Origin of the sequence: Pseudomonas sp. BF-RE-25, assembly GCF_019956105.1 — a bacterium.
GTDB classification, from domain to species: Bacteria; Pseudomonadota; Gammaproteobacteria; order Pseudomonadales; family Pseudomonadaceae; genus Aquipseudomonas; species Aquipseudomonas migulae.
The window spans coordinates 175784-196035 of the sequence record NZ_JAHBDB010000055.1 but is presented as its reverse complement, the minus strand read 5'-3'; the positions used below and the strand labels follow the sequence as shown (position 1 = coordinate 196035).

Below are 20252 nucleotides of genomic sequence, written 5' to 3'. Positions count from 1 at the left end.
GCCCAAGCCCCAGACAGCGAGCCCGAGGTAGGCGAGGGTGCTGACAATGGCGAAGAACGCCAGTCTGGCCGAGATTTTCATAGTCACCCCGCACATTCAACGAATACACCATTCATTGTAGGAGCCGGCTTGCCGGCGATGGCGCTCTCAAAATCACCGCCTGCCTCAAGGGCCAATCGCCAGCAAGCTGGCTCCTACAAAATTTGTGTGTGACTGAGGATCGCGAGAGTTGTCCCGAATCCTGTAGGAGCCGGCTTGCCGGCGATGGCGTTCTCAAAATCACCACCAGCCTCAAGGGCCAATCGCCAGCAAGCTGGCTCCTACAAATGGTGCATAGGACGGGGGACACGGGGATTGCCCCGGACCCTGTAGGAGCCGGCTTGCCGGCGATGACGTTTACAAAATCACCGCCTGCCTCAAGGGCCAATCGCCAGCAAGCTGGCTCCTACAAATGGTGTGTGTGACCGAGGATCGCGAGAGATGCCCCGGACCCTGTAGGAGCCGGCTTGCTGGCGATGGCATTTTCAAAGTCACCACCTGCCTCAAGGGTCAATCGCCAGCAAGCTGGCTCCTACAGAACCTCGGCTCGGGCGTTGCGGCGAATTACTTGTGGCGGTTGGCCGAAGGCTCTGAGGAAGGCTTCACGCATGCGCCGGCGGTCGCTAAAACCGGTTTCGATGGCGATCTGATCGAGGGTCAACCGACCGCGTTCCAGCATCTGCCGAGCCGCTTCCAGGCGCAGGTTTTCGATGGCTTTGGCTGGCGACTGCCCGGTTTCGGCGCGAAACGCCCGGCTGAACTGGCGCGGGCTGAGGCTCGCCACGTCCGCCAGGTGTTCCACCGACAACGTTTCGGCGAGGTGTTCGCGGGCATAACCGAGCACGGTCTGGATGCGGTCGGATTTCGGCTCCAGCTCCAGCAGCGCCGAGTGCTGGGACTGGCCGCCCGCGCGCCGGTGGTACATCACCAGTTTCTGCGCCACGGCGCGGGCGAGTTCGGCGCCGTGATCCTTTTCAACCATGGCCAGAGCCAGGTCGATACCGGCGGTCATCCCGGCGGACGTCCAGATCGAACCGTCGACCACGTAGATGCGATCCTCTTCCACTTTGATCGACGGAAACCGCGCCTGCAGTTCCCGTGCGTACGCCCAATGCGTGGTCGCCCGCCGTCCTTCCAGCAAACCCGCCTGGGCCAACACAAAGGCGCCGGAACAGATCGACGCCGTACGCCGTGCGGTCTTGATGCTGGCGCGCAGGTAATTCAATACCCCCTCGGGCGCCTGCTCGAGAATGGCATCGCCGCCGACCACGATCACCGTGTCGAACACCCGTTCACCAAACGCCTCGGTGCCAACGCTCAAACCACCGGAGGCGCGCAGGGTGCGGCCGTCTTCGGACACCACACTCACCGTATAAAGCGTCTCGCCAGCGCTGAAGTTTGCGTATTCGAACACTGGCATCGCCGCCAGCGCCATGGACTGGAAGCCTTCAAACACCACAAACGCTACGGAAGTCATTGCCGGCTCCTCAAAGAGAAATGTCCTGAAAACGTACTTTAAACGTCATTTGAGACAAGCGTCAGTCAATTTATAACTGTTCACACCCGGCGAACACCTCGCCTCACTGTGAAGGAAACAGAACATGGCTCTCTCGTCCAAAGGCACCGCCCTGATCACGGGCGCCTCATCCGGCATCGGTGCGGTCTACGCCGACCGTCTCGCCCGTCAGGGGTATGACTTGATTCTGGTCGCCCGCAGCCAGGCCAAACTGAACGCCCTGGCCAATCACCTGAGCAACGAAACCGGGCGCGCCGTGGAAGTGGTCGCCGCCGACCTGAAAAACCGGGCCGATCTGCGCCGGGTTGAAGGCATTCTGCGTAACGACGCCAGCATTACATTGCTGGTCAACAACGCCGGGGTCGGCGCCGTGATGCCGCTGCTGGGCAGCCCGGTGGATGACATGGAAGACATGATCACCCTCAACATCACCGCGCTGATGCGCCTGGCCTACGCGGTTGTGCCAGGCTTCGTCGCCCGTGGCACCGGAACCGTGATCAACATCTCCTCGATCGTCGCGATTGCGCCGGAAATCCTCAACGGCGTGTACGGCGGGACCAAGGCGTTTGTGTTGGGTCTGAGCCAATCGCTGCACCACGAATTGGCGGATAAAGGCATCCGTATTCAGGCCGTGCTGCCCGGCGCCACTGCGACTGACTTCTGGAGCGAGGCCGGTAACCCGGTGGAAAACCTGCCACAGGAGATCGTGATGTCCGCTGAAGACATGGTCGACGCCGCACTGGTGGGGCTTGCGAGCGGGGAAGTGGTGACCATTCCGGGCCTGCACGATGGCGAGCAGTGGGATCGTTACGAAGCCCAGCGCAAAACCCTGTCGGGCTTGTTCGGCAACTCCACGGCGGCACCGCGTTATCGTTGAAACAGCAAGCTCGGGCCAGGGTGATCTAAGCTTGGATAAGGACCGTGCAACACCGGCTGGTTGAAGAACTCGACCCGTCGGTGTACGCCCGAGGAACCCAACATGCTTCACATCAGAACCCCCCTGATCCTGCACCCGGGTTTGTCGACCCCCACTCGGCGGATCTGGCTCAAGCTGGAAAACCTGCAACCCAGCGGCTCGTTCAAACTGCGTGGCATGGGGCTGTTGTGCAGCCAGGCAAAGGCCGAGGGCAAGCGCAAGGTGGTCTGTCCTTCCGGTGGCAACGCCGGTTTCGCCACCGCTGTCGCGGCGGCCAGTCTGGGGTTGCAAGCCTGCATCGTGGTGCCACACACCACCCCGGAAAGCACGCGCGCGAGGATTCGTAAAACCGGTGCCGAAGTGATCGTTCACGGCAAGGTCTGGGACGACGCCAATCAGCGGGCGAAGGAGCTTTCAAAAGGGGCAGACACCGAATACGTGCCGGCCTTCGATCATCCGGTGTTGTGGGAAGGGCACAGCACGATGATCGATGAGATTATCGAGGACTGCCCTCAAGTCGACACGCTGGTGACATCGGTGGGGGGCGGTGGTTTGCTGGCAGGCATTCTTACGGGATTGATTCGGCATGGCCGTATGGATTGCCGCATCATCGCCTGCGAAACCATGGGCGCGGCGTCTTTTTCGGCCGCGATCAAGGCCGGGCATCCGGTCAGGCTTTCGCGCATCGACACCGTTGCCACCTCGCTCGGCGCGGCTCAAGTGGCCGCCTGGCCGGTGCAACACATCCTCGATTTTCCTCATCAATGCGTGGTGCTCGGCGATGACGAAGCGATCATGGGCGTGGTGCGGTATGCCAACGATTTACGTCAGCTGGTTGAACCAGCGTGCGGTGTTTCGTTGGCAATCGGCTATCTGAACCACCCGGCAATTGCCGATGCCCATGACGTGGTGATCGTGGTGATCGTGGTGTGCGGTGGCGTCAGCATCAACGCACAACTCGTTGCCGGATGGGCGCGTTCATCCGCTGAAAGCGCAAAGTAGCCGGCAAGCGAAGCAGGGCCGTAAACGCCTGGTCAGGTGTCACAAGCCCCACCGCGAATGTTTCAGCCTTCATTGCCCGGCAGCGGCACCGTCCTGGATCAGAATCGCTCTGGCCAGATCTTCATCGCTGGCGTTCAGTCCGGGATTGTCCTGGCGGATCTGCTGCATGAACGACTCCAGATACACCCCACGAATCGCACCGCCACTGGCTACGAAACTGGAGGCATCATCCCGGGCGGGGATCATGAGTTTGTCGTCCTTGAACGTCGAGTAAAGCGAAGCGGAAACCCCGGCCGAGGTGGCCACATCGCCCGCATCCACATCCGCGAAAACCGAGCCAAAGGGTAAACACAACACAAGGGAAGAAATGATGATCAGACGGCGCATGACGGTGTCCTCTGAAAGCGTAATGGAAGTACCACATAATTTAGGATGCGCGGCGGCCGTCAGGAGTTCCTTGCCGCACACACAATCACTTCAATGCGTGGGTTTGGATCCGCTTCGCTGATGGCGTCTGGCAGCACTATCGGTATGGATTGACCTGTTACTTCTGTCAGTCGTTTTCACTCGTGATAATCCGGAACAATTGAATTGCCGAACAAGCCTGATTCCCTGGGGTATCCCGACGGCGCACGGTGGTAACGTAGGGCTTTCGAGTCGTCGGGAGCATCGTCATGGAATTGGGCATATCGGGTCGCTGGGCAATTGTCTGCGCCGCCAGCAAGGGCTTGGGGCTGGCCTGTGCGAGAGCCTTGGCGAAGGAGGGCGTCAACCTGGTGATCAACGCCCGTGGCGACGAAACGTTGCAAGTCGCCGCCGCAGAATTGCGTGGCCTGGCGCCGAGCATCGAAGTGCGCACGGTGGCTGGCGACATCAGCGAGCCGACCGTCCGCGAACAAGTATTGGCTGCCTGCCCGCAGGTGGACATCCTGATCAATAACGCCGGTGGCCCGCCGCCGGGTGACTTCCGCGACTGGCAACGCGAAGACTGGTTGAAGGCGCTGGATGCCAATATGCTGACGCCCATCGAGCTGATCAAGGCCTGTGTCGATGGCATGGCCGAGCGTGGTTTTGGACGCGTCGTCAATATCACCTCCGGTGCAGTGAAGGCGCCGATCGATGTGCTGGGCCTGTCCAACGGCGCCCGCAGCGGCCTGACCGGTTTTATCGCCGGGCTCGCGCGGCAGTCGCGGTTGGCCGGGCATAACGTCACGATCAACAATCTGTTGCCCGGCCCGTTCGAGACCGAGCGTCTGCACAAGACCCTGAGCGCCGCCGCCGAGGCCAATGGTGCCAGCGTCGAGAGCATCAGCGCACAGCGGCGCAAAAACGTTCCTGCGCAGCGCTTTGGCCAGCCCGATGAGTTCGGCGCCTATTGCGCATTCATCTGCAGCGCCCACGCGGGTTTCCTGACAGGGCAAAATCTGTTGCTGGACGGCGGCAGTTACCCCGGTACGTTTTGATTGACCGATGATCAGCGTCTGCGCTGCCTCGCGTCATGAGGACTATGCTTTGCAGTGCGCCCATCGCAATGGGAGACCTCCGATGATCAACGTACGCACAGCCCGCATGCTGGCCGATTACAAACGCTGGGCCGATCAACGACTCTTTGACAGCCTGGCCGATTTGCCGCCGGGCGAGGTCAACAAAGAGCGGGTCTCGGTGTTCAAGAACATGATCGGCACGCTGAACCACATCTACGTGGTGGATTGCATCTGGCAGGCTCACCTCGAAGGCCGGGGGCACGGCTTCAAGACCTCGCACGATCTGCTGCATCCCGACCTCGCCGATCTGCGCATGGCGCAAAAAGACATTGATCACTGGTACTGCGACTGGAGCGAACGCCAGACCGATGCCTCGCTGGATAAACCCCTTGAATTCACGTTCGTCTCGGGCGAAAGCGGCACCATGAGCGCCGGCGCGATGTTGCTGCATGTGGTCAATCACGCCAGTTATCACCGTGGCTGGGTGATTCAGATGTACTTCGACATTCCGGCCATGCCGCCAATGACGGACCTGCCGATTTTCCTGCGCGAGACCGATCCGGATTTCAATTCGCTCAACACCCCGGCAGTGGCGCCGACATGTGTTGGGCAATTCGCGCGCGCAACCAACGTTCTGCCGGATCGTTATCGTTGACTCCGTTCCAGACCATCGACAGTTCGGACAGGTTGATGTCAAACGGCGGGTCGTCGGCGCGCAACTGGCTGCTGCCTTCGATCAGCGCGCACGCCGCGTAATCCGGTACCGTGGCGAGCATGTCGGTACCGGCCAGCAAGGCGCGCAACCCGGCGAACTGCGGCACCGCAAGCACCACGCGGCGTGATCGGCCAATGCGTGCCAGGTCATTGTCGATGGCCCCGGTCAGGTCACCGGAAAATGACACCAGCGCGTGCGGCCGCTCGCAGTAATCATCCAGCGTCAGGGCGCCGGGTCGATTGTCGCCGCGCAGGATCTTCACGCTCAGGTCGCGCAATTTCTTGCGCTTGGCGTTGGCCGGCAGTTCGGTGGTGTAGCTGATCCCGACGGAAATCTCACCGCTGGCGAGCATCGATGACATCAGCATGAAATTCACCCGTCGCACGACTACCACGACGTTCTGTGCTTCTTCGCGGATCTGCTTGAGCAGCGGCGGAAACAGACCGAACTCGGCGTCGTCGGACAGACCTATGCGAAACACGTCGCGGCTGGTGGCCGGGTCGAAATCCTTGGCCCGGCTGACCGCGCCGGAAATGGTGTCCATCGCCGGCTGCAACTCCTTAAGAATCTGCAGCGCGCGCAGGGTCGGCTCCAGCACACGACCGTTGCGCACCAGCAACGGGTCGTCGAACAGATCGCGCAGCTTTGCCAGCGAAGCGCTGACGGCGGGCTGACCGAGAAACAGCTTCTCCCCGGCCCGGGTCAGGTTCTTTTCGAACATCAGGGTTTCGAAAATCACCAAGAGGTTCATGTCCACGCGGCGCAGGTCGTTGCGGTTCATGGTGGGGGGACTCGCAGGGGGCGGGGTCTTTCCAGTAAAGCACCAAACCTTGGCCTGCGATGATCCCTGTAGGAGCTGGCTTGCCAGCGATGGTGTCAGTGAAATCGCTATCGCCGGCAAGCCGGCTCCTACAGGTTTGAGTGAGCCCCCATATCTGAACATCCCGCGATTCTGTAGGAGCCAGGCTTGCCGGCGAAGGCGTCCATGAGATCGCCTTTGCCGACAAGCCTGTCTCGCTCCCACATGGGTCGCGTTTGGCGGACGGGTAATCTGATCATCCCCCCTTGCTTATGGCTCAGTCAGCACCTTCCTGAACGTCTCCACCAACGGCCGCAAATTCACCCGATGCCACGCTGCCCACAGCGGCGTGGTAAATGAAATCCACGGCACCTCCCGCAGCACCACGCCCGGTGGTGCATTGCGGCTCAAACCTTTCTGAATCATCGCGATCCCCAGCCCCGACGCCACCAGCCCAAGCGCGGTGAACGGCTCAGTCGCCTCCATGCGGATGTCCGGGGTGAAGCCGGCGCGGATGCAGGCGCTGATGAAGTCGTCGCGGCTCGCGCAGTTCTGGCGGTGTTGCACGCCGATCCATTCCTGATCGGCCAGATCTGCCGGGGTCAGTTCCGCTTGCAAGGCCAGCGGATGATGCTCGGGCAAGGCCAGAAGCATCGGGTCGTCCAGCACCTGAAAACCCAGCAGGTCTGGATCGTCGGCGACGGGTGGTTCGCTGACCAGTGCGATATCGAGACTACGCTGACGCAGGCCTTCGAGTTGTTCGGCGGAGCTGAGGTTGTACAGCGCGACGTGCACGTTCGGCCGGTCGACCCGCAGCACGCGCAGGGCATTGGGCAAGACGCCGGCGTGCATGGCGTTCTCGATGTAGCCGATGCACAGGCCGCCTTCTTCACCGCGACCCAGGCGTTTGCCGAGGGATTCCAGGCGATTGGCGTGGGTCAGCAGGGCGCGGGTTTCGGCGAGAAAGGTCTGGCCGTCGCGGGTCAGGCGGATGCGTTGTTGGCTGCGCTCGAACAGGGTCAGGCCCAGGCGTTCCTCAAGCTGGGCGATCTGCCGGCTCAGGGGCGATTGGGAAATGTGCAGGCGTTCGGCGGCGCGACCGACGTGTTCTTCTTCGGCGACGGCGACGAAGTAGCGCAATTGGCGGATGTCGATCATGTCAGACCTATAGGGACTCAAGTGCTGCGCATTATGTCTTGGACGGTCCGATCCTCGCAATCTAGGATTGGCTCAACGGTAAAGCAAACACCGCTCTCTGTAGGAGCCGGCTTGCCGGCGAAAAACGTCTAGGCGACGCGTTCATTCAGACAGCCCGCGTTATCGTTGACATCCATCGCCAGCAAGCCGGCTCCTACAGGTTTACGAGACATTCGAGAGGATTTTTTCATGAGTTTGAAAGACAAACTGCCCGGCGCGCTGGGTTTCGGTACCGCCCCATTGGGCAACATGTTCCGCGCCATCCCTGAAGAAGAAGCGCTGGCCACCGTGCACGCCGCCTGGGATGCCGGCGTGCGTTACTTCGATACCGCACCGTTTTACGGTTCGGGCCTGTCGGAAATTCGCTTGGGCGCCGCGCTGTCCCAATACAACCGCGACGATTATGTGCTGAGCAGCAAGGTCGGGCGGGTGATTCTGGATGAAGTCGAAGACGCAGCCGCCCGTGATCTGGGTGAGAAGAGCGGCGTGTTCGAACACGGCCGACCGAACAAGATCGTCAACGACTACAGCGCCGACGCGACGATGCGTTCCATCGAAGACAGCCTCAAGCGTCTGCAAACCGATCGTCTGGACATTATTTGGGTCCACGACATCGCGCAGGACTTCTACGGTGATCAATGGCTGGAATACTTCAACCAGGCCCGCACCGGCGCGTTCAAAGTGTTGACCCGTTTGCGCGAAGAAGGCGTGATCAAGGGTTGGGGCCTGGGCGTGAACAAGGTCGAGCCGTGTGAACTGACCCTCGACCTGACCGAAGCCCAGCCGGACGGTTTTTTGCTGGCGGGCCGCTACACGCTGCTTGATCACGACCGTGCCCTGCAACGCCTGATGGATGCCGCGCTGGCGCAGAACGTCGAGATCGTGGTCGGTGGTCCCTACAGCTCGGGGATTCTGGCCGGCGGTGCGCATTTCGAATACCAGAAGGCCAGCCCGGCGATCATCCATAAAGTCGAGCAGATCAAACGCATCGCGGCGGCTCACGACGTCGACATCAAGGCCGCTGCATTGCAGTTCTCCCTCGCTAACCCGGCCGTTGCCGCCGTGATTCCAGGTTCCAGCCGTCCGGACCGGATTGCTGAAGATGTGGCTGCGTTGTCAGCCGTCATTCCCGCTGCGTTCTGGCAAGCCATGCGCGACGCGAAACTGGTGTCCGAACGCGCTCCATTACCCCTCGCAGGAGTTTGAGCATGAAGATCGATCTGACTGGAAAACTCGCCATCGTCAGCGGCAGCACCGCCGGTATTGGCCTGGGCATCAGCAAGGCACTGGCCGAGTCCGGTGCGACGGTGGTGGTGATCGGCCGCGAGACGGCCAAGGTCGAGCAGGCACTGGCGAGCATCCGCCAGAGCGTGCCGGGCGCGCAACTGCGCGGCCTGACCGCGGACCTCGGCACCGCCGAAGGCGCCGAGCAGTTGTTCGCCGCCGAGCCACGAGCAGACATTCTGGTGAACAACCTCGGGATCTTTAACGAGGTGGATTTCTTCGACACGCCGGACAGCGAGTGGACGCGGTTCTATGAGGTCAACGTGATCTCCGGTGTGCGCCTGTCACGGCATTACGTGCCGGACATGGTCAAGCAGGGCTGGGGCCGGGTGATTTTCCTGTCCTCGGAATCCGGGATTGCGATTCCGGCCGACATGCTCAACTACGGCGTGACCAAAAGCGCCAACCTTGCGGTGTCTCATGGCCTGGCCAAACGGCTGGCGGGCACGGGCGTGACGGTTAATGCGATCCTGCCAGGCCCGACCTTGACCGACGGTCTGGAGCAGATGCTCAAGGATGCAACGGCTGAATCGGGGCGCAGTGTGCGCGAAGAAGCCGATGTGTTCGTGCGCAAGGCCCGGCCAACGTCGATCATCCAGCGCGTGGCGGACGTCGAGGAAGTCGCCAACCTGGTGGCTTACATCGCTTCACCGCTGTCATCGGCCACGACCGGCGCCGCCCTTCGAGTCGACGGCGGTGTCGTCGACAGCCTGGCGATTTGAATTTTTTGATTGAGGAGAGAGGACTGCATGGCAACTGCATCAGCGTTTATCGACATCCCGGCTTCGGCCGACAAGGTTTGGCAATTGATCGGCGGTTTCAACTCGCTGCCGGACTGGCTGCCGTTCATTCCCAAAAGCGAACTGAGCGAAGGCGGGCGGGTGCGCAGTCTGCAAACCGCCGATGGCGCGGTAGTGGTGGAACGGCTTGAGTCATTTGATAACGCGGGGAAGACGTATAGCTACTCGATTTTGCAGGCACCGTTTCCGGCGACTGATTACCTGGCGACGATCCGCGTTGAAGCGCAAGGCGAGGGCGCCCGGGTGACCTGGTCGGGGCGGTTTGCGCCGGTCGGTGTGACCGAGGAAGAAGTGGCGGCGTTGTTTGCCGGGATTTACCAGGGCGGCCTCGAAGCCCTGCGGGCCAACTACCCCGTGTAAACCGGGCGGCGTTCCGTTTGCCGGGAATGTTCGGTTGACGCAAGTCCTGTAGGAGCCCGGCTTGCTGGCGATGGCGATTTTACGGGCGCCATCGCCAGCAAGCCGGCTCCTACAAGTGCGTATGCGTGCCGGGAGTGTTTGGTTGACACCAATCCTGTAGGAGCCGGCTTGCCGGCGATCCATGCAACGCGGTGCATCAGGTAACGCGCCATCCCGCGAATCTAACCTTATTCTCAAACAGTATTTCTCAACCCCCACATTAGAATTCTAAGATCACGTCATAACTCGTTATAACAAGTGATCTGCCATGACCGATAACGTTCTCTCCCTCAGCAGCGTTCCTTTGCACACTCAGCTGCGCGACGTCCTGCGTGCCCGCATTCTCGACGGCGAATACCCGCAAGACAGCCAGATGCCTTCGGAAAGCGAGCTTGGCGCGTTGTTCAAAGTCAGCCGCATCACCGTGCGCCAGGCCCTCGGCGATCTGCAAAAGGAAGGGCTGATCTTCAAGATTCACGGCAAGGGCACGTTCGTCGCCAAGCCGAAAACCTTCCAGAACGTCAGCACCCTGCAAGGCCTCGCCGAGTCCATGACCGGGCGCGGCTACGAGGTGATCAACCGCCTGCGCAGTTTCAAATTCATCCCCGCTGACAAACTCGTCGCCGAACGTTTGCAGGTGGCCGAAGGTGAGATCGTGGCGCAGATCAAGCGGGTGCGCCTGATCAACCGCGAGCCGATCTCACTGGAAATCACCTACCTGCCCAAAACCATCGGTGAACGGCTGGAAAAGGCCGATCTGGTCACCCGCGACATCTTCCTGATCCTCGAAAACGACTGCGGCCTGGCCCTCGGTCATGCCGATCTGGCCATCGACGCCGTCCTCGCCGACAGCGACCTGACCCAGGCACTGAGTGTCGAAGCGGGCTCGCCGATCATGCGCATCGAGCGTCTGACCCACGATGCCAGCGGGCAACCCGTGGACTTCGAACACCTTTACTACCGCGGCGATGCGTTCCAGTACCGCCTGCGGATCGACCGGCACAAAGGGGCGCAGGCATGACAAGAAGTACCCTCGAACAGGAATACGACATCGTCGTGATCGGCGGCGGCACGGCAGGTCCCATGGCGGCAATCAAGGCCAAGGAACGCAACCGCGACCTGCGCGTGTTGCTGATCGACAAGGCCAACGTCAAGCGCAGCGGCGCGATCAGCATGGGCATGGACGGGCTGAACAACGCGATCATTCCCGGCCATTCCACGCCGGAGCAGTACACCAAGGAAATCACCATCGCCAACGACGGCATCGTCAATCAGGCAGCGGTCTACGCCTACGCCACCCACAGCTTCGAAACCATCGAGCAACTGGACCGCTGGGGTGTGAAATTCGAGAAGGACGAAACCGGTGACTACGCGGTGAAAAAGGTCCACCACATGGGCGCTTACGTGCTGCCGATGCCGGAAGGGCATGACATCAAGAAAGTCCTGTACCGCCAGTTGAAACGCGCCCGGGTCAGCATCACCAACCGTGTGGTTTGCACGCGCTTGCTGACGGACGAAGAGGGCGCGGTCAACGGCCTGATGGGCTTCGACTGCCGCACCGCCGATTTTCATGTGATCAAGGCCAAGGCAGTGATCCTCGCGTGCGGTGCTGCCGGGCGCCTCGGTTTGCCGTCCTCGGGTTACCTGATGGGCACCTACGAAAACCCGACCAATGCCGGCGACGGTTATGCCATGGCTTATCACGCCGGGGCCGAACTGGCGAACCTCGAATGCTTCCAGATCAACCCGCTGATCAAGGATTACAACGGACCGGCCTGCGCCTACGTTACGGGCCCGTTGGGCGGCTACACCGCCAACAACAAGGGCGAGCGCTTCATCGAGTGCGACTACTGGAGCGGCCAGATGATGTGGGAGTTCCACCAGGAACTCGAAAGTGGCAACGGCCCGGTGTTCCTCAAGCTCGATCACCTGGCCGAGGAAACCATCCAGAACATCGAAGAGATCCTGCACAGCAACGAGCGCCCGAGTCGCGGTCAGTTTCACGCCAATCGCGGCACCGATTACCGCACGCAGATGGTCGAGATGCACATCTCCGAAATCGGTTTTTGCAGCGGGCATTCGGCGTCGGGTGTGTGGGTCAACGAGAAGGCCGAAACCTCGGTCAAGGGTTTGTACTCGGCGGGTGACATGGCCGCCGTGCCGCACAACTACATGCTTGGCGCATTCACCTACGGCTGGTTTGCCGGCACCAATGCGGCGGATTTTGTCGCCGGTCGCGAATTTTCAGCGGTCGATGCCAAACAAATCGAAACAGAGAAAGCACGGGTCTATGCACCACTGGACCGCGAACACGGACTGCCGCCGGCCCAGGTCGAGTACAAGTTGCGACGCTTCGTGAACGATTACCTGCAACCGCCGAAAGTGACCAAGAAGATGCAGATCGGCCTGCAACGCTTCAGCGATATCCAGCGCGATCTTGATCAGATCAAGGCCCACAACGCCCACGAGCTGATGCGCGCCATGGAAGTCAGCATGATCCGCGACTGCGCTGAAATGGCCGCCCGCGCTTCGTTGTTCCGCGCCGAAAGTCGTTGGGGGCTTTACCACTATCGGGTCGATCACCCGCAACGCAACGACAGCGACTGGTTCTGCCATTGCCATTTGAAGAAGGATGAAAACGGCCAGATGAGCAGTTTCAAGAAAGCCGTCGAGCCCTACATCATCCCGCTGGATGCCGAAGAAATGCAGGCCTACGACCGGCTGCGCGTCGGTGCCTTTGCGGCCTGAGCCTGACTATAAGAGAGACCGACCAATGGCCTATCAACCCCAGGAAATTTTCTTCCGCTCCAACGCGCCCGTCACGGTCGACGAGGACCTGTGCATCGCCCACAAAGGCTGCACCGTGTGCGTCGACGTCTGCCCGATGGACTTGCTGGCGATCAACCCGGCCACGCAAAAGGCCTACATGGCTTTCGACGAATGCTGGTACTGCATGCCGTGCGAAAAGGACTGCCCGACCGGGGCGGTGAAAGTCGAAATCCCATACCTCTTACGTTGAAACACAATCTCTGTAGGAGTGAGCCTGCTCGCGATAGCAGTGGATCAGGTAATGAGATGTTGGATGTGCCATCGCCATCGCGAGCAGGCTCACTCCTACATTGGTTTTGTGACAACCCCCAAAAGCTACCCGGCAACACCGGACGCCTGCTTCAAACACCCCTCGTTTCCCACCACGCCCTGATCGTGGCGGAGACGAATATCCTATAAATGATTCGAGGGGACACACCCATGTTATTGCGTGCAGCATTGGCCGGTCTGGTACTGGCTTCATTCACCTTGTCGGCCTCCGCCGAAACCATCCGCATTGCCATCGGCACCCAGGACACCACGATAAACTGCGCCGCCGGCGGCCTGTTGATTCGCGAGCTCGGCCTGCTGGACAAATACTTGCCCCACGATGGCCAATACAAGGACGCCAAATACGAGGTCGAGTGGAAGAACTTCACCAGCGGCGCGCCCCTGACCAACGAGATGGTCGCCGGCAAACTGGACTTCGGCGCGATGGCTGATTTCCCCGGTTCGTTCAACGGCGTCGCGTTTGAAACCGCCGGCAAGCACAGTCTGTTTATCAGCGTGCTGTCGGGCAGCATCAAGGGCAGCGGCAACGGCATCGTCGTGCCGAGCGCTTCGGGCGTGCAATCACTGGCGGAGTTGAAGGGCAAGACCATCTCCGTCCCGTTCGCCTCGACCGCCCATGGCATGTTGCTGCGCGCCGTGGCGGCTCAGGGTTGGGACCCGCTCAAAGACGTGAACATCATCGCCCAGCCGCCGGAAGTCGCCGGTTCCGCGTTGCAGGCCGGGAAGATCGACGCCCACGCCGACTTTGTGCCGTTCGCCGAACTGTTCCCGAGTCGTGGCTTCGCTCGCAAGATCTATGACGGCTCCCAGGCGAATACACCGACGTTCCACGGTGCGCTGGTCGATCAGGCCTACGCGAAAAAGTACCCGGAAATCGTCGTCGCGTACCTGCGCGCCAGCCTCGAAGCCAACCAGTTATTGGCGGCAGAACCCGAGAAGTACAGCGAGTTGATCGCCAAGGTCACCGGCGTCGATGCCGAGGTCAATTACCTGTTCCACGGCCCGCTCGGCGTGCAGACCCGCGACCTGAGCTGGAAGCCGGAATATCGCCAGGCGGTCGGCACCGCCATCGACACCCTCAAACTGCTGAAGAAGGCTGATCGCGGTCTCGACCTCAACACCTTCATCGACGACCAGTACATCCGCGCCGCGTTCAAGGCCTCGCACCTGGACTACACCGCGCAACTGGCCAACTACGGCCAGACACCGCTCAAGGCAGTGGATGCGTTGAGCGGCAAAGCCATCACTGACTTCAGTCATGTGGCCGAGATCTGGGTGCGCGGCGAGCCGACAGTGCGTCAGTACGCCTCGGCGGAATCGGCGTTTACCGCGTTGGCCGGTTTGAAGTCCGAAGGCAAAAACATCCGCGCGGTGTATGCCCAGGCGAGTGACAGCGGGATCAAGTTGCTGGCGGATCAGGCGTGGTTTGCCAGTGACGCGAAAGGGCGCCTCAGCGCGTTCCTGCTCAAGGGCCAGGCCCAGCAATTCGCCACGGCCCAGGGCGGCAAAGTCCTCGACTTCACCGACGCCACCACCCAGGCGGTTGCCGCCCGCTAACCGCCAGAACCCCGCAATCCCCTGTAGGAGCGAAGCTTGCTCGCGAAGGAGTGTCAGCTAAGTCAATGTCGACTGACACACCTTCGCGAGCAAGCTTCGCTCCTACAGGGGGCTCGGTTGAGAGGAAGAATTGTGTACCGATCATTTATCCGCTGGATCCCGAGGGCAGCGTCATTACTGCTCTGCCTTTTGTTCTGGCAACTCGCCGCCAGCCACCACTGGAACCTCGGCCTGGTCACCTTCGCCAATGTCCCGACACCGCTGGCGGTGATCGAAGCCGCCCTCGGCCTGGGCGATTCCGGCAAACTCGCCCAGCACCTGAGCAGCAGCCTCAGCCGGGTCTTCGCCGGTTACCTCGCGGCGCTGATCATCGGCATCGTGTTGGGCCTGGCCATCGGCCGTTCGAAATGGGCCGAAGATTTGCTGCTGCCACCGCTGGAAGTCCTGCGCCCGATCCCCGCCGTGGCCTGGATTCCCCTGGCGATCCTGATGTTCCCGTCGTCGGAACTGTCGATGGTCTTCATCACCTTCACTGGCGCGCTGTTCCCGATCCTGCTCAACACCGTGCACGGCGTCGAAGGCGTTGACCCGCGCCTGATTGCCTCGGCGAAAAGCCTCGGGGCAGGGCGTCGGGCGATTCTGCTGGAGGTGATTCTGCCGGGCGCCGCGCCGAGCATCATCACTGGCCTCGCCATCGGCATGGGCACCTCGTGGTTTTGCCTGGTGACCGCCGAAATGATCTCCGGCCAATACGGCATCGGCTATTACACCTGGGAGTCCTACACCATCCAGAACTACGCCGACATCGTCGTCGGCATGTTGCTGATCGGCTTGCTCGGCATGGGCAGCAGCCTGCTGATCAAACGGTTGGGCGGGTTGTTGACGCCCTGGCATCGACCACGAGGAAAAGCCTGATGAGCGTATTTCAACACCTTGAAGGGCGCATCGACATTCGCGGATTGTCGATCAGCCTCGGCGAGGGCCGTGCCGCGTTCGAAGCCGTGCAAGGCCTCGATTGCCAGATCGAACCGGGGCAGTTCGTGTGCATTCTCGGCCCCTCCGGTTGCGGCAAATCGACCTTGCTCGGCGCGCTGGCCGGACACCTGCAACCTCGCGCCGGAAGCCTTAAAGTCGATGGCGAAGACGTGTCGAGTCCTTCGCCCCAGCGCGGCATGGTGTTCCAGCACCACACGCTGTTCCCTTGGCGCACGGTGCGCGACAACGTCGCGTTCGGCCTGAAAATGCGCGGCATCGGCAAGGCCGAACGGCACGAAGCCGCCGATGAAATCCTCGCGCTGGTGGGCCTCGAAGGGTTCGCCGAGCGATGGCCGGATCAGTTGTCCGGTGGCATGCAGCAGCGGGTGGAAATCGCCCGTGTGCTGATCAACCGTCCGCGCCTGTTGCTGATGGACGAACCGTTCGGTGCCCTCGACGCGCTGACCCGATTGAACATGCAAGAACTGCTGCTGGACATCTGGACGCGGATTCGCACCACCGTGGTGTTCGTCACCCACGACATCGACGAAGCACTGTTCCTCGCCGACCGGCTGCTGGTCATGAGCACGCGTCCCGGGCGGATCATCGAAGACCTGCGCCTCGACTTCCCTCGGCCACGCACCAGCGAACTGGTGACAAGCCATGAGTTTTCCCGCTTGAAGCGCCATTGCCTCGAATTACTGCGTCACGAAGACGGTCGGCAGCTACCGCGCCTGAACCCTCTCGGACTTCCCCCTGAAAACAAACTGCCGCGATTTGCCCTATGACCTCTCTATTCGATGTAACCGACAACGATGACATTCTCGCCCTGCAACCGCGCCTGATCGATGCCGACGCCGGCGTGCGCCGGATCGCCCTGATCGAGCTGGCAGACCTGGAAGAGCCGGACGGTTTGCTGTGGCTGGTCGATCGACTGGCCGAAGACCCGACCGCAGAGGTCCGCGCCGAAGCCGCGCGCCTGCTTGAAGCCTGGGAGGATGCGCCGGTCGTCAAGGCGCTGTGCCAGGCGTTGACCGATCCGTCGCCGGCCGTGCAGGCCGCCGCCGCGCAGAGCCTGAGCCTGCTCAAGAGTGAAGCCGCGGGCAGGGTGATTCTGCCGTGGACCGGGCATGCCGACATCAATGTGCGTATCGCCGCGTTCCGGGCGTTGCGCGAATTGCGTTTTCCCGATGCCGCGACCGCTGCCTTGGCGGCGCTGAGCGATGCAGACGCCAGCGTTCGCCGCGAAGCTGTTGGCGTGCTCGGCTGGCTCAAACAGCTCGATGCATTGCCGGCCCTGGCGACGTTGGCCAGTCACGACCCGGACACCGAAGTCCGTCGCGCCGCCACGGGAGCCCTTGGCCTGGCCTCCGATGCGCACGTCCTGCCGGCCCTGCGCCAGGCGTTACAGGACGGCGCCTGGCAAGTGCGCGAAGAAGCCGCGACCACCCTCGGCAAGGTCGGTCACACCGACGCAGGCCCGGCATTGGTCGAAGCGTTGAGCGATGATTATTGGCAAGTGCGCCTGCGCGCCACCCGCAGTCTCGGTCGCTTGCGTTATGCCCCGGCGCTGGACGCATTGATCGAAACCCTCGGTCATCGCATCAGCAACCTGCGCAAGGAGGCCGCATTGGCCCTTGGCGAATTGAACGATAAAGGTGCTATCGCACCGTTGCAGGCCGCGCAGAACGACGGCGACCCGGAAGTGCGTAAAGCGGTGCGCATTGCCTTGAGTCAGTTGCAATGAACCCGCTGGCGATCGGCAATTCCCGGAGCAAACAGCAGCTGCGGCTGAACTGGCCGGATGGCCGTGAGCAGCTGCTGGATCATGCCGAGTTGCGCCGGCAATGCCCGTGTTCGCAGTGCCGGGCGTTTCGCTTGAAAGGGTTTACGCCGAGGGTCGATGACCGAGTGCAAGTCATCGAATTGAACGCGCAGGGCTATGGCCTGCAACTAATTTTCAGCGATGGCCACGAACGTGGCATCTACCCGTGGCCGTATCTTTCGAGCCTGGCCTGATGACGCGCTTCACCGGTGAGTGTGCCCGCCGATGAAGCGCTGCGGGGTGGTCAGGCTTTGCTGGCAGCCAGGTAAGCGCCCAGTCGGCGCCCCATCTCTTCACCCAAGGCTTGCAAGCCACTCAGGGGGCGGACCATCACCTCGAATTCAACGATTTTTCCTTGTTCGTTGAAGCGGATCATGTCGATGCCCTTGAGCTGTTTTTCACCGACCTTGGCGCTGAACTCGAGGATGACGTTCAAGCCGTCCGCAGTCGACAGTTCGCGGTGGTACTGGAAATCCTCGAACACGCCGGACACCGTGTTGAGAATCATGTTGACCACCGGCGCCCCTGGATAAGGCGTGTGCGCCATCGGCGAGCGGAAAACCACTTGCGGGTCCAATAATTCGGGCAAGGCCTTCAAGTCAGCCTTTTTGATCATCGCGTGCCACTGGATCAAGGATTGTGCGGCGTTTGGATGCAGTTTCAGTTCCGACATTTTCAACTCCTGTATTTTTTGTTGTTCTGCAAACGTCGGCGAAGACTGTACATCAAAGGGCTTGAAGGGAAACCCTCCGGCGGCAAAACCCTCGAGCACTGGTTAGTATTTTTCCGTCCTGACGCCCGTCGCCATGGGCAAAATCGTTCTAAAAATTCCGGGGCGCGGTTCGGGAGGGTGTACTAGTCTAGAACTTGTAGGTGAAGACGCAGACTGATGCGCAAGCGGATGGCAAGGACACGTGGGGCGCGTTCCGAAGGGTACACGGTTAGAAAGATCTCCGCGCTGAGATCCAGCCCTTATGCCGTGTGAAGCAGAAGAGCACAAAACTCTTCTGTGAGAGTCCTGATAAACCTTGTAAGCCGGAGACCAGCGCCGGCCACCTACTCGAATCCCGAAGCCCGCCTTGTGCGGGCTTTGTCGTTTTCGCCATCTCCCGACACCTTTGTAGGAGCCGGCTTGCCGGCGATGGCGGTGTATCAGCCAACACTAATGCTGATTGATCCACCGCTATCGCTGGCAAGCCAGCTCCTACAGGGGATTGCGTACAACATGGCGATGTCGTTTTCGCCATCCTCCACCGGATCCACCGGATCCACCGGGACACCGATATTGGCCATTTCGATCTCCTTTTGGCCGACCTCGCACTATGAACTCACTCGTTCGTCAGCAAGAATCGAAGCAGCATTGCTGTTTCAGCACGCTTGCGAATCCACAACTGAAATCCTGTTTTCCTTGCCCTGGGCAATTTTTAAGGCCTGCCGTGTACAGAACATAAAAACCAACGAGCGACATATTTGGGGAATTCATTCATGGTCATGATGAAACGCATACTGGGCGTCACTGTTTGTGGGCTGACGCTGTTGGCCAGTGCCGTGCACGCCGAACAGCGGGAATTGCGGGTGTACAACTGGGCGGACTACATCCTGCCGTCCGTGCCCAAGGACTTCGCCCAGAAAAGCGGAATCAAAGTGACCTGGGATACCTTCGACACCAACGAATCGCTGGAAGCCAAGCTGCTGACCGGTAACTCGGGGTACGACCTGGTGGTGCCGTCGAACCAGTTCATCGAAACCCAGATCAAGGCTGGTGTATTCCAGAAACTCGACAAGTCCAAGCTGCCGAACTGGAAACACCAGGCCCCGGCACTGCTTGCATTGCTGGACAAGAACGATCCGGGCAACCAGTACGGCGTGCCCTACATGTACGGCACCGTGCTGATCGGTTTCAACCCGGCCAAGGTCAAGGCCGCGCTGGGCGAGAATGCGCCGGTGGACAGTTGGGATCTGGTGTTCAACCCGCAGAACATGCAGAAGCTGAAATCCTGTGGCGTCGCCATGCTCGACTCACCTTCGGAAATCCTGCCGCTGGCGCTGCACTATCTGGGGCTGGACCCGAACAGCCAGAACCCGGACGACTACGAAAAAGCCAAGGCATTGATGTTGAAGATTCGCCCTTACGTCACCTACTTCAACTCCGCCAAGTACATGACCGACATCGCCAACGGCGATATCTGCGTCGCCATCGGCTATTCCGGCAGCTTCTATCAGTTCGGCAATCGCGCCAAGGAAGCGGGCAACGGCGTAGTGGTCGATTGGCGCTTGCCGAAGGAGGGCGCGCCGATCTGGTTTGATACCTTTGCGATTCCAAAAAGCGCGAAGAACGTGGAGGAAGCCCACGAGTTTCTCAACACCTTGCTGGACCCGAAAGTCATCGCGCCGATCAGTGATTTCCTCGGCTACCCCAACGCCAACAAGGACTCGCTTGCGCTGATCAATAAAGAGATCACCGGCAACCCGAACCTGACGCCGACCAGCGAAGCGTTGAAAACCCTGTATGTGGTGCAACCGCTGCCGCAAAAGCTTGAGCGGGTGCGCACACGGGTCTGGACCAGCATCAAGTCCGGCGAATAACACTCAGGGCGGAGCGCAATCGGCCGGCCTTACGCATTCCCTTGTAGGAGCCGGCTTGC

At 60.9% G+C, this 20252-nt stretch carries 22 protein-coding genes and 1 pseudogene; 16 read left to right on the top strand and 7 right to left on the bottom strand.

Annotated features, from left to right (window positions below):
* Together KGB24_RS23095 and KGB24_RS23090 are read right to left on the bottom strand one after the other, a co-directional pair.
* A pseudogene (locus KGB24_RS23095) lies at positions 1-81 on the bottom strand (isoprenylcysteine carboxylmethyltransferase family protein); the annotation flags it as partial.
* 490 nt (positions 82-571) lie between these two features.
* Positions 572-1516, bottom strand: coding sequence for a GlxA family transcriptional regulator (locus tag KGB24_RS23090; RefSeq protein WP_223416422.1), 945 nt, complete (start codon positions 1514-1516; stop codon positions 572-574).
* Between the two features lie 124 nt (positions 1517-1640).
* Here KGB24_RS23090 and KGB24_RS23085 point away from each other — a divergent pair, with 124 nt between their 5' ends.
* The gene (locus tag KGB24_RS23085) at positions 1641-2432 is read left to right on the top strand and encodes an SDR family NAD(P)-dependent oxidoreductase (protein WP_223416421.1); all 792 of its coding nucleotides are present in this window, start codon (positions 1641-1643) and stop codon (positions 2430-2432) included.
* 102 nt (positions 2433-2534) lie between these two features.
* Positions 2535-3473, top strand: a complete 939-nt coding sequence (locus KGB24_RS23080; RefSeq protein ID WP_223416420.1) for a pyridoxal-phosphate dependent enzyme — start codon at positions 2535-2537, stop codon at positions 3471-3473.
* A gap of 69 nt (positions 3474-3542) precedes the next feature.
* Here KGB24_RS23080 and KGB24_RS23075 read toward each other — a convergent pair whose 3' ends face one another.
* Positions 3543-3860 carry a DUF2388 domain-containing protein gene (locus KGB24_RS23075; RefSeq protein ID WP_223416419.1) on the bottom strand — a complete coding sequence of 106 codons (318 nt, stop codon included), beginning with the start codon at positions 3858-3860 and terminating at the stop codon, positions 3543-3545.
* A gap of 287 nt (positions 3861-4147) precedes the next feature.
* Here KGB24_RS23075 and KGB24_RS23070 point away from each other — a divergent pair, with 287 nt between their 5' ends.
* Both KGB24_RS23070 and KGB24_RS23065 read left to right on the top strand, forming a co-directional pair.
* A complete protein-coding gene (locus KGB24_RS23070; RefSeq protein ID WP_223416418.1) occupies positions 4148-4936 on the top strand; it encodes an SDR family oxidoreductase in 789 nt (262 codons plus the stop codon).
* 82 nt (positions 4937-5018) lie between these two features.
* On the top strand, positions 5019-5612 hold the full coding sequence (locus KGB24_RS23065) for a DinB family protein (RefSeq protein ID WP_008034620.1): 594 nt from the start codon (positions 5019-5021) through the stop codon (positions 5610-5612).
* Here KGB24_RS23065 and KGB24_RS23060 read toward each other — a convergent pair.
* Both KGB24_RS23060 and KGB24_RS23055 read right to left on the bottom strand, forming a co-directional pair.
* A complete protein-coding gene (locus tag KGB24_RS23060; protein ID WP_223416417.1) occupies positions 5533-6453 on the bottom strand; it encodes a LysR substrate-binding domain-containing protein in 921 nt (306 codons plus the stop codon). The two genes, KGB24_RS23065 and KGB24_RS23060, sit on opposite strands and share 80 nt — an antisense overlap.
* A 288-nt stretch (positions 6454-6741) precedes the next feature.
* Positions 6742-7629, bottom strand: a complete 888-nt coding sequence (locus KGB24_RS23055) for a LysR substrate-binding domain-containing protein (protein WP_223416416.1) — start codon at positions 7627-7629, stop codon at positions 6742-6744.
* Positions 7630-7857: 228 nt separating this feature from the next.
* Here KGB24_RS23055 and KGB24_RS23050 point away from each other — a divergent pair, with 228 nt between their 5' ends.
* The 11 genes from KGB24_RS23050 to KGB24_RS23000 all read left to right on the top strand — a co-directional run bounded on the left by KGB24_RS23050 (position 7858) and on the right by KGB24_RS23000 (position 17801).
* A complete protein-coding gene (locus KGB24_RS23050; protein ID WP_223416415.1) occupies positions 7858-8874 on the top strand; it encodes an aldo/keto reductase in 1017 nt (338 codons plus the stop codon).
* Positions 8875-8876: 2 nt separating this feature from the next.
* Positions 8877-9674, top strand: a complete 798-nt coding sequence (locus KGB24_RS23045; RefSeq protein WP_223416414.1) for an SDR family NAD(P)-dependent oxidoreductase — start codon at positions 8877-8879, stop codon at positions 9672-9674.
* 27 nt (positions 9675-9701) lie between these two features.
* A complete protein-coding gene (locus KGB24_RS23040; RefSeq protein WP_008027266.1) occupies positions 9702-10112 on the top strand; it encodes an SRPBCC family protein in 411 nt (136 codons plus the stop codon).
* A gap of 307 nt (positions 10113-10419) precedes the next feature.
* Positions 10420-11172 (top strand): GntR family transcriptional regulator, encoded by a 753-nt coding sequence (locus KGB24_RS23035; RefSeq protein ID WP_223416413.1) that lies wholly within the window; start codon positions 10420-10422, stop codon positions 11170-11172.
* The gene (locus tag KGB24_RS23030) at positions 11169-12899 is read left to right on the top strand and encodes a fumarate reductase/succinate dehydrogenase flavoprotein subunit (RefSeq protein ID WP_192228316.1); all 1731 of its coding nucleotides are present in this window, start codon (positions 11169-11171) and stop codon (positions 12897-12899) included. The genes KGB24_RS23035 and KGB24_RS23030 overlap by 4 nt, the downstream gene beginning before the upstream one ends.
* Before the next feature lie 25 nt (positions 12900-12924).
* Positions 12925-13170 carry a ferredoxin family protein gene (locus KGB24_RS23025; protein WP_007946457.1) on the top strand — a complete coding sequence of 82 codons (246 nt, stop codon included), beginning with the start codon at positions 12925-12927 and terminating at the stop codon, positions 13168-13170.
* Positions 13171-13400: 230 nt separating this feature from the next.
* Positions 13401-14807, top strand: a complete 1407-nt coding sequence (locus KGB24_RS23020; protein ID WP_223416412.1) for an ABC transporter substrate-binding protein — start codon at positions 13401-13403, stop codon at positions 14805-14807.
* A 132-nt stretch (positions 14808-14939) separates the two neighbouring features.
* A complete protein-coding gene (locus tag KGB24_RS23015) occupies positions 14940-15722 on the top strand; it encodes an ABC transporter permease (protein ID WP_223416411.1) in 783 nt (260 codons plus the stop codon).
* Entirely contained in the window at positions 15722-16570 is an 849-nt protein-coding gene (locus KGB24_RS23010) for an ABC transporter ATP-binding protein (RefSeq protein WP_008027256.1), read from the top strand. Before KGB24_RS23015 ends, KGB24_RS23010 begins: the two co-directional genes overlap by 1 nt.
* Entirely contained in the window at positions 16567-17529 is a 963-nt protein-coding gene (locus KGB24_RS23005; protein WP_223416410.1) for a HEAT repeat domain-containing protein, read from the top strand. The genes KGB24_RS23010 and KGB24_RS23005 overlap by 4 nt, the downstream gene beginning before the upstream one ends.
* Positions 17526-17801, top strand: coding sequence for a DUF971 domain-containing protein (locus KGB24_RS23000; RefSeq protein ID WP_223416409.1), 276 nt, complete (start codon positions 17526-17528; stop codon positions 17799-17801). The genes KGB24_RS23005 and KGB24_RS23000 overlap by 4 nt, the downstream gene beginning before the upstream one ends.
* 50 nt (positions 17802-17851) lie before the next feature.
* Here KGB24_RS23000 and KGB24_RS22995 read toward each other — a convergent pair whose 3' ends face one another.
* A complete protein-coding gene (locus KGB24_RS22995; protein ID WP_223416408.1) occupies positions 17852-18280 on the bottom strand; it encodes a nuclear transport factor 2 family protein in 429 nt (142 codons plus the stop codon).
* Between the two features lie 479 nt (positions 18281-18759).
* Positions 18760-18900, bottom strand: coding sequence for a hypothetical protein (locus KGB24_RS22990; protein WP_223416407.1), 141 nt, complete (start codon positions 18898-18900; stop codon positions 18760-18762).
* A 192-nt stretch (positions 18901-19092) separates the two neighbouring features.
* On the opposite strand from KGB24_RS22990, the gene KGB24_RS22985 reads away from it, so the two are divergent.
* Entirely contained in the window at positions 19093-20193 is a 1101-nt protein-coding gene (locus KGB24_RS22985) for a polyamine ABC transporter substrate-binding protein (protein WP_223416406.1), read from the top strand.
* Positions 20194-20252: the final 59 nt, after the last annotated feature.

What these genes read in the sequence shown, in the direction of transcription:
- KGB24_RS23050 (WP_223416415.1), top strand. Translation starts at nt 7,858, where the DNA reads ATGAGTTTGAAAGACAAACTGCCCGGCGCGCTGGGTTTCGGTACCGCC.
- KGB24_RS23000 (WP_223416409.1), top strand. Translation starts at nt 17,526, where the DNA reads ATGAACCCGCTGGCGATCGGCAATTCCCGGAGCAAACAGCAGCTGCGG.
- KGB24_RS23025 (WP_007946457.1), top strand. Translation starts at nt 12,925, where the DNA reads ATGGCCTATCAACCCCAGGAAATTTTCTTCCGCTCCAACGCGCCCGTC.
- KGB24_RS23055 (WP_223416416.1), bottom strand. Translation starts at nt 7,629, where the DNA reads ATGATCGACATCCGCCAATTGCGCTACTTCGTCGCCGTCGCCGAAGAA.
- KGB24_RS23090 (WP_223416422.1), bottom strand. Translation starts at nt 1,516, where the DNA reads ATGACTTCCGTAGCGTTTGTGGTGTTTGAAGGCTTCCAGTCCATGGCG.
- KGB24_RS23005 (WP_223416410.1), top strand. Translation starts at nt 16,567, where the DNA reads ATGACCTCTCTATTCGATGTAACCGACAACGATGACATTCTCGCCCTG.
- KGB24_RS23080 (WP_223416420.1), top strand. Translation starts at nt 2,535, where the DNA reads ATGCTTCACATCAGAACCCCCCTGATCCTGCACCCGGGTTTGTCGACC.
- KGB24_RS23040 (WP_008027266.1), top strand. Translation starts at nt 9,702, where the DNA reads ATGGCAACTGCATCAGCGTTTATCGACATCCCGGCTTCGGCCGACAAG.
- KGB24_RS22990 (WP_223416407.1), bottom strand. Translation starts at nt 18,900, where the DNA reads ATGGCCAATATCGGTGTCCCGGTGGATCCGGTGGATCCGGTGGAGGAT.
- KGB24_RS23030 (WP_192228316.1), top strand. Translation starts at nt 11,169, where the DNA reads ATGACAAGAAGTACCCTCGAACAGGAATACGACATCGTCGTGATCGGC.
- KGB24_RS22995 (WP_223416408.1), bottom strand. Translation starts at nt 18,280, where the DNA reads ATGTCGGAACTGAAACTGCATCCAAACGCCGCACAATCCTTGATCCAG.
- KGB24_RS23035 (WP_223416413.1), top strand. Translation starts at nt 10,420, where the DNA reads ATGACCGATAACGTTCTCTCCCTCAGCAGCGTTCCTTTGCACACTCAG.
- KGB24_RS23075 (WP_223416419.1), bottom strand. Translation starts at nt 3,860, where the DNA reads ATGCGCCGTCTGATCATCATTTCTTCCCTTGTGTTGTGTTTACCCTTT.
- KGB24_RS23010 (WP_008027256.1), top strand. Translation starts at nt 15,722, where the DNA reads ATGAGCGTATTTCAACACCTTGAAGGGCGCATCGACATTCGCGGATTG.
- KGB24_RS23085 (WP_223416421.1), top strand. Translation starts at nt 1,641, where the DNA reads ATGGCTCTCTCGTCCAAAGGCACCGCCCTGATCACGGGCGCCTCATCC.
- KGB24_RS23065 (WP_008034620.1), top strand. Translation starts at nt 5,019, where the DNA reads ATGATCAACGTACGCACAGCCCGCATGCTGGCCGATTACAAACGCTGG.
- KGB24_RS23020 (WP_223416412.1), top strand. Translation starts at nt 13,401, where the DNA reads ATGTTATTGCGTGCAGCATTGGCCGGTCTGGTACTGGCTTCATTCACC.
- KGB24_RS23045 (WP_223416414.1), top strand. Translation starts at nt 8,877, where the DNA reads ATGAAGATCGATCTGACTGGAAAACTCGCCATCGTCAGCGGCAGCACC.
- KGB24_RS23060 (WP_223416417.1), bottom strand. Translation starts at nt 6,453, where the DNA reads ATGAACCGCAACGACCTGCGCCGCGTGGACATGAACCTCTTGGTGATT.
- KGB24_RS23070 (WP_223416418.1), top strand. Translation starts at nt 4,148, where the DNA reads ATGGAATTGGGCATATCGGGTCGCTGGGCAATTGTCTGCGCCGCCAGC.
- KGB24_RS22985 (WP_223416406.1), top strand. Translation starts at nt 19,093, where the DNA reads ATGGTCATGATGAAACGCATACTGGGCGTCACTGTTTGTGGGCTGACG.